At 72.5% G+C, this 14,980-nt stretch carries 15 protein-coding genes and 1 riboswitch; of the genes, 10 read left to right on the top strand and 5 right to left on the bottom strand.

Annotation, left to right across the window (positions count from 1 at the left end; translation table 11 throughout):
* The first annotated feature begins 135 nt into the window (after nt 1-135).
* Together serC and sepH are read left to right on the top strand one after the other, a co-directional pair.
* Nucleotides 136-1,251 (top strand): phosphoserine transaminase, encoded by a 1,116-nt coding sequence (gene serC, locus G6N10_RS17885; protein ID WP_085098891.1) that lies wholly within the window; start codon nt 136-138, stop codon nt 1,249-1,251.
* 91 nt (nt 1,252-1,342) lie between these two features.
* Nucleotides 1,343-2,215: a septation protein SepH gene (gene sepH, locus G6N10_RS17880; RefSeq protein WP_085099118.1), complete on the top strand. Its 873-nt coding sequence runs from the start codon at nt 1,343-1,345 to the stop codon at nt 2,213-2,215.
* A gap of 124 nt (nt 2,216-2,339) precedes the next feature.
* Here sepH and G6N10_RS17875 read toward each other — a convergent pair whose 3' ends face one another.
* Both G6N10_RS17875 and G6N10_RS17870 read right to left on the bottom strand, forming a co-directional pair.
* On the bottom strand, nt 2,340-2,621 hold the full coding sequence (locus G6N10_RS17875; protein ID WP_085098888.1) for a DUF2537 domain-containing protein: 282 nt from the start codon (nt 2,619-2,621) through the stop codon (nt 2,340-2,342).
* Entirely contained in the window at nt 2,618-3,481 is an 864-nt protein-coding gene (locus G6N10_RS17870) for a TrmH family RNA methyltransferase (protein WP_085098885.1), read from the bottom strand. Before G6N10_RS17870 ends, G6N10_RS17875 begins: the two co-directional genes overlap by 4 nt.
* 34 nt (nt 3,482-3,515) lie before the next feature.
* Here G6N10_RS17870 and G6N10_RS17865 point away from each other — a divergent pair, with 34 nt between their 5' ends.
* Both G6N10_RS17865 and G6N10_RS17860 read left to right on the top strand, forming a co-directional pair.
* Nucleotides 3,516-3,794, top strand: a complete 279-nt coding sequence (locus tag G6N10_RS17865; protein ID WP_085098882.1) for a DUF2530 domain-containing protein — start codon at nt 3,516-3,518, stop codon at nt 3,792-3,794.
* 38 nt (nt 3,795-3,832) lie between these two features.
* Nucleotides 3,833-4,288 carry an SRPBCC family protein gene (locus G6N10_RS17860; RefSeq protein ID WP_085098880.1) on the top strand — a complete coding sequence of 152 codons (456 nt, stop codon included), beginning with the start codon at nt 3,833-3,835 and terminating at the stop codon, nt 4,286-4,288.
* Nucleotides 4,289-4,361: 73 nt separating this feature from the next.
* On the opposite strand, the gene G6N10_RS17855 is transcribed toward G6N10_RS17860, so the two are convergent.
* Entirely contained in the window at nt 4,362-5,102 is a 741-nt protein-coding gene (locus G6N10_RS17855; protein ID WP_234810637.1) for a DUF3027 domain-containing protein, read from the bottom strand.
* Between the two features lie 528 nt (nt 5,103-5,630).
* Here G6N10_RS17855 and G6N10_RS17850 point away from each other — a divergent pair.
* Nucleotides 5,631-7,229, top strand: coding sequence for an MFS transporter (locus tag G6N10_RS17850; protein WP_085098877.1), 1,599 nt, complete (start codon nt 5,631-5,633; stop codon nt 7,227-7,229).
* Nucleotides 7,226-7,714: a DUF2771 domain-containing protein gene (locus G6N10_RS17845; RefSeq protein WP_085098874.1), complete on the top strand. Its 489-nt coding sequence runs from the start codon at nt 7,226-7,228 to the stop codon at nt 7,712-7,714. The genes G6N10_RS17850 and G6N10_RS17845 overlap by 4 nt, the downstream gene beginning before the upstream one ends.
* Before the next feature lie 30 nt (nt 7,715-7,744).
* On the opposite strand, the gene G6N10_RS17840 is transcribed toward G6N10_RS17845, so the two are convergent.
* A complete protein-coding gene (locus G6N10_RS17840; RefSeq protein WP_085098871.1) occupies nt 7,745-8,158 on the bottom strand; it encodes a cold-shock protein in 414 nt (137 codons plus the stop codon).
* Nucleotides 8,159-8,337: 179 nt separating this feature from the next.
* On the opposite strand from G6N10_RS17840, the gene G6N10_RS17835 reads away from it, so the two are divergent.
* Nucleotides 8,338-8,742: a YccF domain-containing protein gene (locus G6N10_RS17835; RefSeq protein WP_085098868.1), complete on the top strand. Its 405-nt coding sequence runs from the start codon at nt 8,338-8,340 to the stop codon at nt 8,740-8,742.
* A 257-nt stretch (nt 8,743-8,999) separates the two neighbouring features.
* A riboswitch (cyclic di-AMP (ydaO/yuaA leader) is annotated at nt 9,000-9,179 on the top strand.
* Between the two features lie 11 nt (nt 9,180-9,190).
* The gene (locus G6N10_RS17830; RefSeq protein WP_163742566.1) at nt 9,191-10,663 is read left to right on the top strand and encodes a transglycosylase family protein; all 1,473 of its coding nucleotides are present in this window, start codon (nt 9,191-9,193) and stop codon (nt 10,661-10,663) included.
* Between the two features lie 149 nt (nt 10,664-10,812).
* On the opposite strand, the gene G6N10_RS17825 is transcribed toward G6N10_RS17830, so the two are convergent.
* Nucleotides 10,813-11,013 (bottom strand): hypothetical protein, encoded by a 201-nt coding sequence (locus tag G6N10_RS17825; RefSeq protein ID WP_085099875.1) that lies wholly within the window; start codon nt 11,011-11,013, stop codon nt 10,813-10,815.
* A gap of 54 nt (nt 11,014-11,067) precedes the next feature.
* Between G6N10_RS17825 and G6N10_RS17820 the strand changes: the two genes are divergently transcribed.
* Nucleotides 11,068-13,323 carry a helicase-associated domain-containing protein gene (locus tag G6N10_RS17820; protein WP_085099872.1) on the top strand — a complete coding sequence of 752 codons (2,256 nt, stop codon included), beginning with the start codon at nt 11,068-11,070 and terminating at the stop codon, nt 13,321-13,323.
* Between the two features lie 7 nt (nt 13,324-13,330).
* A complete protein-coding gene (locus tag G6N10_RS17815; RefSeq protein WP_085099870.1) occupies nt 13,331-14,980 on the top strand; it encodes a DNA repair helicase XPB in 1,650 nt (549 codons plus the stop codon).

Below are 14,980 nucleotides of genomic sequence, written 5' to 3'. Positions count from 1 at the left end.
ACCCAGGTCGTCGGGACGGCAAATCCCGTGACTTATCACCCCAGCCTACTCGGCTGTGGCGACGATCACATCCGCAAGGAAGGGCCCGCCGGGCGGCCTTGGAAGGGCCGCCGACCGGCGATTACGCTGTTGTCCATGGCAGACGCGTTGACCATCCCCGCAGACCTCAAGCCCGCCGACGGCCGATTCGGCTGCGGACCCTCGAAGGTCCGCCCCGAGCAGCTGTCCGCACTGGCCGACAATGCCGCACTGTTCGGCACCTCGCACCGCCAGGCACCGGTGAAGAACCTGGTCGGCCGGGTGCGTGACGGGGTCCGGCAGCTGTTCGGCGCCCCGGACGGCTATGAGGTCATCCTCGGCAACGGCGGGGCCACCGCGTTCTGGGACGCCGCCGCGTTCGGCCTGGTCCGGGACCGTTCCCTGCACCTGACCTACGGCGAGTTCAGCGCCAAGTTCGCCTCCGCGGTCGCCAAGAACCCGTTCGTCGGGGACCCGATCGTCATCGCCACCGACCCGGGCACCGCCCCCGAGCCGACCTCGGATCCGAGCGTCGACGTGATCGCCTGGGCGCACAACGAGACCTCCACCGGTGTCGCGGTGCCGGTGCAGCGACCGGCCGGCGCCGGGGACGCGCTGGTGCTGATCGACGCCACCTCGGGCGCGGGCGGCCTGCCGGTGAACATCACCGACACCGACGCCTACTACTTCGCGCCGCAGAAGAACTTCGCCAGCGACGGCGGACTGTGGCTGGCCGTGATGAGCCCGGCCGCGCTGGAGCGGGTCGCCGAGATCGGCGGCTCCGACCGCTGGGTTCCGGAGTTCCTGTCGCTGCCGGTCGCGGTGGACAACAGCCTGAAGAACCAGACCTACAACACCCCGGCGATCGCGACGCTGCTGCTGATGGCCGAGCAGTTGGACTGGCTCAACGGCAACGGCGGCCTGGACTGGGCCACCGCGCGCACCGCCGAGTCGGCCCGGCGGCTTTACGGCTGGGCCGAGGCATCCTCGTTCGCCACCCCGTTCGTCGCCGATCCGGCGCTGCGCTCCGCGGTGGTGGGCACCATCGACTTCGACGACGCGGTGGACGCCGCGGCGGTCGCCAAAACCCTGCGCGCCAACGGCATCGTCGACACCGAGCCGTACCGCAAGCTGGGCCGCAATCAGCTGCGGGTGGCGATGTTCCCGGCCATCGAGCCCGATGACGTGAGCGCGCTGACGGCCTGCGTGGACTGGGTCGTCGAGCGCCTTTGAGCACCGCCCGCGTGTCACCGCGTTATCGCATCGTTACTCAAGTAAGGTGCGCTGGAAGTGGGCCCGGCGCGGTGGCCCCGGGGAGGTCGACATGCGAGATCTGAAGGTAGTTGGGCTCGACGTCTCCGGTCGGCACGTGATCTGTGAGGCCGACCGCCCCGACGCCGGCTCCCCGGACAAGTTCCGGCTGCCGCTCAACGATCAGCTGCGCGCTGCCTGCCGCGGCGAGCAGGCGCGTGCCGGCCAGACCGAGATCGAGATCGAGCTCTCAACCAAGCTGCGCCCCAAGGACATTCAGGCCCGCATTCGCGCCGGCGCCTCGGTGGAGCAGCTCGCCGCGGCCTGCGGCGGGGACCACGACCGGATCCAGCGATTCGCCGACCCGGTGCTGCTGGAGCGCGCCCGGGCCGCCGAACTGGCCACCGCCGCGCATCCGATGCTGCCCGACGGCCCGTCGGTGCTGACCCTGCTGGAGACCATCACCGGCACGCTGATCGGCCGGGGGCTGAACCCGGAGAATCTGGCGTGGGACGCCTGGCGCAACGAGGACGGCCGCTGGACCGTGCAGTTGGTCTGGCGGGCCGGCCGCTCGGAGAATGTCGCGCACTTCCGCTTCGCCCCCGGCGCGCACGGCGGCACGGTGGCGGCCGTCGACGACGCGGCCTTCGAACTGGTCGACCCGACCTTCGACCGGCCGCTGCGCCAGGTCGCCCCGATCGCGCAGCTGGGCCTGCCGCCCGCCGAGCCACGACCGCGCCGCGCGCCCGTGGACGGACCGCGGCCGGCACCGGCCGGGGTACCGCCGGTCACCGCCCCGGCCGCCGCACCCGTCCAGGCCCCGGCAGCGGAGGCCGCAGCACCGGCCGAGCCCGCCGCCAAGCCGCGCGGCCGCGGCCGCGCCCATCCCGCCGTTCCCGGCTGGGAGGACGTGCTGCTGGGTGTGCGCTCCGGCAGCGACCGCTGAATCCACGCCGCCTGGATCCACGGCGTCGTAGCCAGACGTACCAATCGTCGGCCGACCCACGCCGAGGCCGCATCACCGGCCACTGCGGCCACACGGCCACCAAACGGTCCGCTCGGCTACGGCGTCAGATGACGGCACCGGTGGCGGCCAGCGCCAGCATCGCCAGCCAACCCGCCGCCACCCCGACGATCAGGCCCGGAACGACCCAGCGCAGCACCGGGGTGGTGCGCCAGCCCCACACCGTCGGCGCCAGACCGCCCGCGGCCACCAGGTTCAGCCCGATCGCCAGCAACGGATGGACCCGGACCAGCCCGGTGCTGAGCACCACCACCGCGATCGCGGTCACCACCGCGACAAACCCGGCCAGCGTCAGTCCGGTCCCCCACGGCGTCCGCTGGTCGGTCACGACCCGACCCTAACCCGCTCGTAGAAGGCCAGCGCCGCGGCGGTGGCGACGTTGAGTGAGTCGGTGCCGCGCGACATCGGGATGCGCACTCGCGCGTCGGCGGCCCGCATCGCGGTCTCGGTCAGGCCGGGGCCCTCGGCGCCGACCAGGATTGCCACCCGGGCTTCTGCCGCGCCGGTCATCGCCTCGGCCAGCGGTACTGATCCCGGGCCCGGAGTCATCGCGAGCAGGGTGAAGCCGTGTTCGCGCAGCATGGTCAGGCCGCCCGGCCAGTCCGGGGCACGGCCGAACGGCACCAGCAGCACGTGGCCCATCGACACCCGCACCGCGCGGCGGTACAGCGGATCGGCGCAGCCGGGACCGAACAGCACCGCGTCGACGCCAAGGCCCGCGGCGTTGCGGAAGATCGAGCCCAGGTTCTCGTGATCGTTGACGCCCTCGAGCACGGCCACCGTGCGGGCCTTGGCGAGCAGCGCGGCGGGGTCCAGCACCGGGGGGCGGCGGGCGGCGGCCAGCACCCCGCGGTTCAGGTGAAAGCCGACCACCTCGGCCATCACGTCGGCGTCGACCCGGTAGTAGGGCAGGTCCGGTCGGTTCGCCGCGGCCAAGGTCTCGGCGAGTTCGCCCAGCCGGCGCTGGGTGCCCAGCAGCGCGTGTGGGATGAACCGGGAGGCCAGCATTCGCTGCACCACCAGCACCCCCTCGGCGATCACCAGGCCGCGCCCGCTGGGCAGGTCGGGGCGGCGGTCAACGCTGTTGAGGTCGCGGAAATCGTCGAGTCGCGGGTCGCTGGGATCGTCGATGTCGATGACGGTGGCGTCGGCGCCCGGTGCAGCGGGGGCGTCGGGCGGGCACGGCATCCGGACAAGATACCGATCGGTAGGATGAGCGCCGATGCCACCCGCCGACCCGTCACCCGCCGCGCAGCCGCCGATCGAAGCGCCGCCGCTGCCCGCGGCGTTGCTCAATCCGGTGCCGATGGTGCTGGTCGGGGCGGCACTGTGGCTGCTGGCGGCCATCGCGTCGTTCACCGTGGCGGACCTGGCCGACTGGCGGCCGGTGACGGTCGCCGGCCTCGGCGTCGGGGCTGTCGGCAGCGCGATCTTTCTGTGGCAGCGCAGCGCCGCCCGCCGCGGTTCCAAGGGCGCTCAGACCGGCCTGACCGTCGACTGACGGCCCGGCATTCGATCAACCGGAAAATGGAGAACCCAATGTCAGCACCGCTGTTGCAGGCCCAGATCGACATCGACGCCCCGCCCGCCCGGGTGTGGTCGCTGATCAGCGACTTCCGCCGGATGCCGGAGTGGAGCCCGCAGTGCCGGCTGATGAAGCCGCTCGGCGCGGTCAAGCCCGGCACCCGGACCTTCAACCTGAACCGGCGCGGGCTGCTGTTCTGGCCGACAACCTGCACGGTGACCGAGGTGGTTCCGGAGCAGAAGCTGGCATTCAAGGTCGACGCCAACGGCTCGGTGTGGACCTACGAGTTGGAGGCCACCGACACCGGCACCCGGGTGACCGAGTCCCGGCTGGCCCCCAACGGCGTCAGCACCGTCTCGCGGGTGCTGACCAACAGCGTGCTGGGCGGGGTGCCCAACTTCGAGCAGGAACTCGTCGAGGGCATGAACACCTCGCTGGCCCGGATCAAGGCAGCCGCGGAGCGCGGCTGAGGGCGAAGCCCGCAGGCCGCGCTCAGCGCCAGTCAACACCGCGGAGCGCGGCTGAGGGCGAAGCCCGCAGGCGTCAGGCCGGGGCGGGGTTCTCGCTGACCTCGATGACGCCGTCGTCGTACGGCTCGTACAGCGGGGATCCGGTTCCGGCCGGCGCCGGGGTGTCCGAGTGCGCCCCGCAGCCGTAGCCGAAATCGACGACCTGGCCGTCGGCGGAGAGTTCGTTCACGCAGACGCCGAAGAGCGTGCCGAGGCTGCCCGACAGCGGGACCAGGTAGCCACAGTCCCGGCAGGCCCGTTTGGTGGAGCGGGCCATCGCCGACTCCGGGCCGTACTCACCCTCGTGCCAGCGTTCGGCCGCGACGGCCCGGCCCCACGGGCTGAGCACCTGTTTGCGGCCGAAGCCGAATTCGGGCGCGGACTCGTCGACGCCGGGATCACCGCTGAGGGTGTAGCCGGGCACCAGCCGCGGATCGTCGGCCGGCGGGGCCAGCAGGTCGCCGGGGCTCAGGTCGCCGGGGCGCACCCGCTCCGCCCAGGGCAGCCATTCCGGGGCCAGCAGCGCGGTCGGGCCGGGGACCAGCACAACCTCGCTGACCGTGACGTGACCGGCGCCGGGGTAGCCGGCCACCACCACGGCCCACTGCCAGCCGCCGTAGCCGGGCACGTCGGCCAGGAATCGATGGGTGGCCGCGCTCGGATCCTCCAGGCTCACGCCGAGGTAGTCGCCGACCGTGTCGCCACTGAACTCGACGACCGCGGCGCGGGCCTCCTCTGCGGCGCCGGCCAGCAGCGCGCGCAGCGCCTCCAGCACGGCGGGGTCCGGCTCGGGCTCGGGTTCCGGCTCGGGTTCGGGTTCCGGCTCGACCTGCACGTCCCCGACCTGCACGTCCTCGACGGCTTCGGCCTCGGACTCGGCCTCGGCGGTCTCTTCCACCGCGGCGTCCCCGACCGCCGCGATGTCCACGGCCGGCATGTCCACAGCGCCCTCAGCGTCCTCGGTGACACCGACCTCATCCCCGACGCCCGAGGTCTGCTCGGCGCCGTCGGCCGGCTCGGTCGGGCCGCCGTCCGCGGCGACCTCGGGTTCCGGCGTCTCGACGGCCGTCGGCGCGTCGGCCCGGCCCTCCGGCAGGTCCGCGGCGTCCGACTCGGTCATTTCGCTGGCGCTGGTGCTGTTCATGGCGCCTCCATCTTGCCCGAATCCGACCGGACTTAGCCACACCGGCCGCCACAACGGTCCGCACCGTCGTCGATAGGGAACAATCTGGGTGTGTCCAGTCGGCGGCGTGAGGATCCGGGGGCTCGCCCGGGCAACGGTCACCGAGGCGAGCATCCCGGCATGGCCCATTACCCCGCCGACGGTGCCGGGCACATCCGGCCCGGGGTCGCCTACACCGGCCCGAGCAACAACCGGTACCTGCCGCCGCTGGACGACGACTGGGCGGCCCGTCATCCGGACGACGCGCGGACCGACCCCGACCAGGCCCGGGACGGCGCCTACCGGATCACCGTGACCCGTGCGGCGGCGATGCGCAGCCGCGAGATGGGTTCGCGGATGTACGGGCTGGTGCACCGGGCCGCCACCGCCGACGGCGCCGACAAGTCCGGGCTGACCGCGCTGACCTGGCCGGTGGTGGCGAACTTCGCCGTCGACGCGGCGATGGCGGTGGCGCTGGCCAACACCCTGTTCTTCGCCGCGGCGACCGCCGAGAGCAAGAGCCGGGTGGCGTTGTACCTGCTGATCACCATCGCCCCGTTCGCGGTGATCGCCCCGGTGATCGGGCCCGCGCTGGACCGGCTGCAGCACGGCCGCCGGGTGGCGCTGGCGATGTCCTTCGGGCTGCGGACGGTGCTCGCGCTGATTCTGATCGCCAACTACGACAGCGCGACGGGCAGCTTCCCGGCCTGGGTGCTCTATCCGGCGGCGCTGGCGATGATGGTGCTGTCCAAATCGTTCTCGGTGCTGCGCAGCGCGGTCACCCCGCGCGTCATGCCACCGTCGATCGACCTGGTGCGGGTGAACTCCCGGCTCACCATGTTCGGGCTGATCGGCGGGACCATCATCGGCGGCGGCATCGCCGCGGGCATCGAGTACGTCGGCACGTCCCTGTTCGCGCTGCCGGGCGCGTTGTTCGTCGTGCTGGTGATGACCCTGGTCGGCGCCGCGCTGGCGATGCGGATACCGAGTTGGGTGGAGGTCACCGCGGGCGAGGTGCCGACCACGCTGAGCTATCACGACCAGTCCGATCCGCTGCGCCGTCATCCGCACCCCGGCGACCAGGCGGCCCGCCAGCCGATGGGCCGCAACATCATCACCTCGCTGTGGGGTAACTGCACGATCAAGGCGATGGTCGGCTTCCTGTTCCTCTACCCGGCGTTCGTGGCCAAGGCGCACGACGCCGACGGCTGGCGACAGTTGGCCATCCTCGGGGTGATCGGTGCGGCGGCCGGGATCGGCAACTTCGCCGGCAACTTCACCGCCGCGCGGCTCAAGCTGGGCCGCCCGTCGATGCTGGTGGTGCGCGCCACCATGGCGGTGACCGCGCTGGCGCTGGCCGCCGCGATCGCCGGGAATCTGCTGTTCGCCGCCATCGCGACCCTGGTGACCTCCGGCTGCAGCGCCATCGCGAAGGCCTCCCTGGACGCCGCGCTGCAGGACGACCTGCCGGAACGGTCCCGGGCCTCGGCGTTCGGCCGCTCGGAGTCGCTGCTGCAGCTGGCCTGGGTGCTCGGCGGGGCGATCGGGGTGCTGGTCTACACCGACCTGTGGGTAGGGTTCACGGCGATCACCGCGCTGCTGATCCCGGGGCTGGCGCAGACCATTGTCAGCTTCGAGGGCGGATCCCTGATCCCCGGACTCGGCGGCAACCGCCCGGTGATGGTCGGGCCGGAGGATTCCGGTTCCGGCACCAGGCCAAGCTCGGGGAGTCACCGATGAAACGTGGAATCGCGACATTGCTGACCGTCGCGGTGGTGCTGGCCGCCGCCGGCGCCGGCGTGCTGGCCTGGCTGGCGGTGCGCCCCGACGGCACGCTGTACCCGCAGATCAGCGCGTACACCCGGGGCCAGCTGGCGCGGGTCGGCCCGTTCGCGTACTGCGATCCCCGATTCGAGAGCTGCGTCCGGCCGGAGAACGTCGGCGAGCTGACCGTGGACTCCGCCAACGTGGTGCAGCTGTCGGTGCCCGAGGCGATCGGCTACGCCCCGTGGCGGCTGCTGGTGATCCGGGAGGGCGGGTTCACCGAGGCGATCTACCGGCCGAAGGCCCGGCTGGCGGTCACCATCCCGACGGTCGAGCCGCAGCAGGGCAAGCTGGAGAAGATCGTCGTGCAGCTGCCGACCGTGGTGCAGGACGAGACCGGCGAGCTGCATGAGACGTATCACGCCGAGTGGACCGTCGAGACGCACTGGCCCGAGCAGTGACGGCCGCGGGGATGCGACCGAAGTAAGAGGTCAGGCGTCGAGCTCGCGCGCGACGGCCTTGACCACCTCGGAGACCCGACGGGCGATCTTGCGGTCGGGGTAGCGGCCCTTGCGCAGCTCGGGCTGCACGGTGCCCTCGAGCAGGGTGATCATGTCCTCGACCATGCCGTGCAGCTCGTCGGGGCTGTGCTTGTGCTCGGCGGGGCCTGCGGCCTCACGACGGGTCCGAGCCAGGCTCGGCGGGGCCTCCAGCAGCGTCACCTGCAGCGCCTGCGGGCCGCGACGACCCGAGGCGATGCCGAACTCCACCTTCTGCCCGGCCTTGAGGGTCTCGACCCCGGCGGGCAGCGCCGAGGACCGCACGTAGACGTCCTCGCCCTCTTCCTGGGAAAGGAAGCCGAAGCCCTTGTCGGCGTCGTACCACTTCACCTTGCCGGTCGGCACTGTCGTCACCTGCTCATCTCGCGGCCACACCGAAGTGGCTCTTCACAACACAAAGCGCCCCGCCCTCGCGAGACGCCATCGCACACATCGTACTCGGCCGCGTTCTGAGCCGGCAGCTGAGTTATCGGTAGGCTGACCGGGCCCGGGGCGCGACGGCCGCGCCGGTCCGGGGAGGAACCATGCGCATCATTCTCAACATCATCTGGCTGATTTTCGGCGGCCTCTGGCTGGCGCTGGGCTACCTGCTGGCGGCGCTGCTGTGTTTTGTGCTGATCGTCACGATCCCGTTCGGGTTTGCGTCGCTGCGGATCGCGTCGTATGCGCTGTGGCCGTTCGGCCGGACCATCGTCGCCAAGCCGGGCACCCGCCCCGGCGCCCTGGTCGGCAACATCATCTGGATTATCTTCTTCGGTTGGTGGCTGGCGCTGGGGCACCTGGTCAGCGCGGTGGCGATGGCCGCTACCATCATCGGCATTCCGCTGGCGCTGGCCGATCTGAAAATGATCCCGGTGTCGCTGGTCCCGCTGGGCAAGGAGATCGTGCCGGTGCCCGACGGCGGGGCCACCGCGCGACCCACTTCCTGATCTCTACGTGATTTACATCACATAACGATATGGTCACAAAATGTCCGGCGGCCGAGATGTCGGGGCCGCGTCCTGCGGGAACGCGGCGGCGAAGTGGCGTTTTACTACTCTCTTAATGTTTGCTGGACGCCGAAACGCCGAAACCACACCGAGGTGACGGGATAACTGGCAGGCATTACCGTCTCCTCTCGTGCGTGTTGGTCATCGATGACCGGCGAGCACACCCCGATCTGGCCGCGCCGAGCTCCATCCGCCAGGTGGGGGTTCCACCAACCCGTGGATGGAGACGGGGGACCCACCGGTCCACCGATACGGACCTGGGGCCCAGCGGCCCCTTGGGGTGAAGCCGACGCGGTTCCTTCGGGAACAACGACGGCCGGGCAGCCTCTCTCGCCCGAACCCGACAGCTGACCTCGTGGGCGCGTATCAGAGAGGAACGAGCGCACATATGAGTGGTCGGCACCGCAAGCCCACTTCATCGGCCAAGAGCGTCGCCAAGATCGCCGTCACCGGCACCGTGCTCGGTGGAGCCGGCCTGGTGCTGGCCGGTCAGGCCGGCGCCGCCCCGGACAGCGAGTGGGACACCGTCGCGCGCTGCGAGTCCGGCGGCAACTGGGCCATCAACACCGGCAACGGTTACCACGGTGGCCTGCAGTTCTCCCCCAGCACTTGGCGCGGAGCCGGTGGCAGCGAGTTCGCCCCGGCCGCCTACCTGGCGACCAAGGAGCAGCAGATCGCCGTCGCCGAGCGCGTGCTCGCCAGCCAGGGCCGCGGCGCCTGGCCGACCTGCGGTCGCGGCCTGTCCGGCCCCACCCCGCGCAACGTCGTCAACGACGCCCCTGCCCAGGACGCTCCGATCGACGGCAACGACATGAACGTCGCCCCGGTCAACCTGGAGATCCCCGCCCCCGAGGCTCCCCCGGCCCCCGAGGCTCCCGTCGCGGACCTGCCGCCGGCCCCCGAAGCTCCGGCCCCCGAGGCCCCGCCGGCCCCCGAAGCTCCGGCCCCCGAGGCCCCGCCGGCCCCCGAGGCTCCGATCGGCGAGCTGCCGCCGGCCCCCGAGGCACCCGCTCCGGTCGATCTCCCGCCCGCGCCCGACGCTCCGGCCGACTTCGTCGCCGCGCCCGAGGGTGCCCCGGCGCCCGAGGTCGCCCCGGCTCCCGAGATCGTCCCGGTCGAGTTCGTCGCCGCACCCGAGGCGCCCGCCCCCGAGGCCCCGGCGCCCGACGCCCCGATCGACCTGCCGCCGGCACCGGAGGCCCCCGTCGAGAGCCTGGCCGCCCCCGAGGCCCCCGCCCCGGCGCCCGACGCCCCGATCGAGGTGCCCCCGGCACCGGAGGCCCCGGTCGAGATCCTGGCCGCCCCCGACGCTCCGATCGCCCCGGAGGCCCCGCCGGCCCCCGAGGGCGAACCGATCACCGTCGGCGCCTCGGCGCAGCACCCGGTCGCCCCGGCGGCCGACTGGAACTTCGGCGAGGCCCCGCAGGGTCCGGAGACCTGGTCGCTGCGCGGTGACGTGCCGCTGGCCCCCGCCGACGCCGTCGACCCGGCCCCGGCCCCGGCCGCCCCGCCCGTCGACAACCCGCTGGGCGAGGTGACCAACATCGCGGTCCCGGCACCGGCCTACGACGCTGCCAACGAGCTCATCACCAACGGTGGGATTCCGCACCTGAGCAGCCCGGAGAACCTGCCCCCGGGCACCACGGTGACCCCCAACCGGGACAGCACCCGGCCGAACCTCAGCTACCTCAAGGAGCTGTGGCACGCGGTGCAGACCCAGGAGATCAGCGGCAACGACATGCTGCTGGCACTGAGTCAGCGCCCGATGACCTCGGGCCCGGCCGCCAACAGCCCGGTCGCCCCGGCGCCCGCGCCGGTCGAGGCCCCCGCGCCGGAGGCCGCCCCGGTCCCCGCGCCCTGATCGACAACGCAACGATCGACAACGCAACGACGCCGGCCCGGAGGGATTTCCCTCCGGGCCGGCGTCGTTGTGTCGCGCCGTCTGCGCGGGTCGAACGTGCCGAAACGGCCCGCGGCGCGATGCGCGCGGACCGTTTCGGTGAGGAGTCGTTACTTGTTGATGACGGTGACGGGGTGCACGTAGGGCACCTCGTCGGCCGGCAGCGGGAAGGTCAGCTCGCCGAACGGCGACAGCGAGCCGGTGCGGTCGGTGACCAGTTCACTGACGGCGTGCTCGCCCGGCGGCACCTCCGGCCAGCCCGGGTCGACATAGTGCTTGTTGGTGTTCGCGTTGTCAGCCACGGATGTCATTGTGACAGCCATGGTCAACTCACGTGTAGTTGAGCCTGAATTACGCTGGTCGCGATGACGAAGCAGACCCGGGGCATCCCGCTGGGCGCCTGGCTTTCGGATCTGCCCGACGACGGGTTGATCCGGTTGCTGCAGCTGCGCCCGGACCTGGCACAGCCGGCGCCGACGAGCGTTGCGGCGCTGGCCTCGCGCGCGCAGGCCCGGCAGTCCGTGCAGGCCGCCACCGACGAACTCGACCTGCTGCGACTGGCCGTCGTGGACGCGCTGCTGGTGCTGCGCGCGAACATCGCCCCGGTCCCGCTCGCCGACCTGATCGCGCTGATCGGGCCGCGCTCGGATTCGGACACCATCACCGCCGCCGTCGCCGACCTGTCCGACCGCGCCCTGGTCTGGGGCGGCGACCCGGTGCGGGTGACCTCGGAGGCCGCCGCCGGGCTGCCCTGGTTTCCGGGCCAAGTGGTCCTGGACCCCGGCGACCGGTCCGACGACGACCTGCGGGCCCTGCTCGACGGCCTGCACGCCGAGGCGGCCGAGCTGCTGGACCGTTTGGTGGAGGGCTCCCCGCTTGGCCGCACCCGCGACGCCGCGCCCGACGCCCCCGCCGAGCGGCCGGTGCCGCGGCTGCTGGCCGCCGGGCTGCTGCTGCGGATCGACGACGAGACCGTGCTGCTGCCGCGCCGGGTCGCCCAGCTGCTGCGCGGTCAGCAGCCCGACCCGATCCGGCTGTCCCCGCCGGACCCGGCCGTCGCGACGGCGTCGCCCGCCGCGGCCGACGGGGCCGCCGCCGTCGCCGTCATCGACCTGCTGCGCGAGGTCGAGGCGGTGCTCGACGCGCTGTCCGCAGCACCGATCTCACAGCTGCGCAGCGGCGGCGTCGGGGTGCGCGAGCTGCGCCGGCTGACCAAGCTGACCGGCATCGGCGAGCAGCGGCTGGTGCTGCTCCTGGAGGTGTGCGCCGCCGGTGGGCTGATCGCCGCCGGCATCCCCGACCCCGAGCCCGCGGACGGCAACCCGCCGTACTGGGCGCCGACGGTGGCCGCCGACCGGTTCCGGGAGGCCACCGCGGCCGGGCGCTGGCAGCAGCTGGCCGAGACCTGGCTGGACCTGCCCGCCCGCCCGGGACTCGTCGGGCTGCGCGGCCCGGACGGCAAACCGTTTGCCGCGCTGTCCTATGCGCTGCACTCCTCGGCCGCACCGCTGGATCGGCGGCTGCTGCTGGCGATGCTCGCCGATCTGGAACCCGGGACCGGCACCGACGCGGTGGCCGCGTCGGTGGCGCTGATCTGGCGCCGGCCGCGCTGGGCGGCGCGGCTGGCGCCCGAACCCGTCGGCCACCTGCTGGAGGAGGCGGCGGCGCTCGGCCTGGTCGGCCGCGGCGCGCTGACCGGCCCGGCCCGCGCGTTGCTGTTCGACGGCCCCGAGGCGGCCACCGCGGCGATGGCACAGGCACTGCCCGACCCGGTGGACCACTTCCTGCTGCAGGCCGACCTGACGGTGGTGGTGCCCGGCCCGCTGGAGCGCGAGCTGGCCGACGAGCTCGGCGCCGCCGCGGACATCGAATCGGCCGGCGCGGCGACGGTGTACCGGATCTCCGAGGCCTCGATCCGACGGGCGCTGGACAGCGGCCGCACCGCCGGTGAACTGCACGGATTCTTCTCCCGGCATTCCAAGACCCCGGTTCCGCAGGGGCTGACCTACCTGATCGACGACGTCGCCCGTCGGCACGGTCAGCTGCGGGTCGGGATGGCCTCGGCGTTCGTGCGGTGCGAGGACCCGGCGCTGCTGGCCCAGGCGGTGGCCGCCCCGGCGGTGCGCCGGCTGGAGCTGCGGCTGCTGGCGCCGACGGTGGCGATCGCCCAGGCCCCGATCGGCGAGCTGCTGGCCGCGCTGCGCGAGGCCGGGCTGGCCCCGGCCGCCGAGGACGCCTCCGGGGTGATCGTCGACCTGGCCGCCCGCGGCGCCCGGGTGACGGCCACCCCGCACCGCCGCTCCTACCGCTCGGCTGTCCCGGCGTCCAACCGCGAGGGCCTGGCCGCGCTGGTGTCGGTGTTGCGGCGGGTGGACAGCACCCCCGACGACGGCGCCGCCATCGACCCGACCCGGGCCACCCGGCTGCTGCTGCAGGCCGCCATCGACCGGGCCGACGTGCTGATCGGCTACCTGGACGCCTCCGGGATGGCCAGTCGCCGGGTGGTGACCCCGGTGAGCGTCCGCGGCGGCATCCTCAACGCCTTCGACGAGGCGTCCGGCCGGGTCCGGGAGTTCGCGGTGCACCGCATCACCTCGGTGCTGTCGGACCCGGCGGGATAATGGGGTCATGACCGACGGACCGCTGATCGTCCAATCCGACAAGACCGTGCTGCTGGAGGTGGACCACCCGCAGGCCGGCGCGGCCCGCGCGGCGATCGCCCCGTTCGCGGAGCTGGAGCGCGCGCCCGAGCACGTGCACACCTACCGGATCACCCCGCTGGCGCTGTGGAACGCCCGCGCCGCCGGCCACGACGCCGAGCAGGTCGTCGACGCCCTGGTGACCCATTCGCGCTACCCGGTGCCCCAGCCGCTGCTGGTCGACATCGTCGACACCATGGCCCGCTACGGCCGGCTGCAGCTGGTCAAGCATCCGGCACACGGCCTGATGCTGGTCAGCCTGGACCGCGCGGTGCTCACCGAGGTGCTGCGCCACAAGAAGATCACCCCGATGCTCGGCGCCCAGATCGATGACGACACCGTGATCGTGCATCCCAGTGAGCGCGGCCGGATCAAGCAGATGCTGCTCAAGATCGGCTGGCCGGCCGAGGACCTGGCCGGTTACGTCGACGGCGAATCGCATCCGATCGAGCTGCGCCAGGACGGCTGGGAGCTGCGCGACTACCAGCAGTTGGCCGCCGACTCGTTCTGGGCGGGCGGCTCGGGGGTGGTGGTGCTGCCGTGCGGCGCCGGCAAGACCATCGTCGGCGCCGCGGCGATGGCCAAGGCCGGGGCGACCACGCTGATCCTGGTCACCAACACCGTGGCGGGCCGGCAGTGGAAGCGGGAGCTGATCGCCCGGACGTCGCTGACCGAGGAGGAGATCGGCGAGTACTCCGGCGAGCGCAAGGAGATCCGGCCGGTCACCATCGCCACCTACCAGGTGATCACCCGTCGCACCAAGGGCGAGTACAAGCACCTGGAGCTGTTCGACTCCCGCGACTGGGGCCTGATCGTCTACGACGAGGTGCATCTGCTGCCCGCGCCGGTGTTCCGGATGACCGCCGATCTGCAGTCTCGCCGGCGGCTCGGGCTGACCGCGACGCTGATCCGCGAGGACGGCCGGGAGGGCGACGTGTTCTCGCTGATCGGCCCGAAGCGCTACGACGCGCCGTGGAAGGACATCGAGGCGCAGGGCTGGATCGCACCCGCCGAGTGCGTCGAGGTCCGGGTCACCATGACCGACAACGAGCGGATGAGCTACGCGGTCGCCGAACCGGAGGACCGCTACAAGCTGTGCTCGACGGCCCGGACCAAGATCGCGGTGGTCAAGTCCATCCTGGCCAAGCACGCCGGGGAACCGACGCTGGTGATCGGCGCCTACCTCGATCAGCTCGACGAACTCGGCGCCGAACTGGACGCCCCGGTGATCCAGGGGTCCACCAAGAACGCCGAACGCGAGCAGCTGTTCGACGCGTTCCGGCGCGGCGAGATCAAGACCCTGGTGGTGTCCAAGGTGGCGAACTTCTCCATCGACCTGCCCGAGGCGTCGGTGGCGGTGCAGGTGTCGGGGACCTTCGGGTCGCGCCAGGAGGAGGCCCAGCGCCTGGGCCGGCTGCTGCGGCCCAAGCACGACGGCGGCGGCGCGGTGTTCTACAGCGTGGTGGCCCGCGATTCGCTGGACGCCGAGTACGCCGCGCACCGGCAGCGCTTCCTCGCCGAGCAGGGCTACGGCTACATCATCAAGGACGCCGACGACCTGCTGGGTCCGGCCATCTGA

The sequence above is a fragment of the Mycolicibacterium fallax genome, assembly GCF_010726955.1.
In the GTDB taxonomy this organism is placed as follows: Bacteria; Actinomycetota; Actinomycetes; order Mycobacteriales; family Mycobacteriaceae; genus Mycobacterium; species Mycobacterium fallax.
This window is presented reverse-complemented; position numbering and strand designations above follow the sequence as displayed.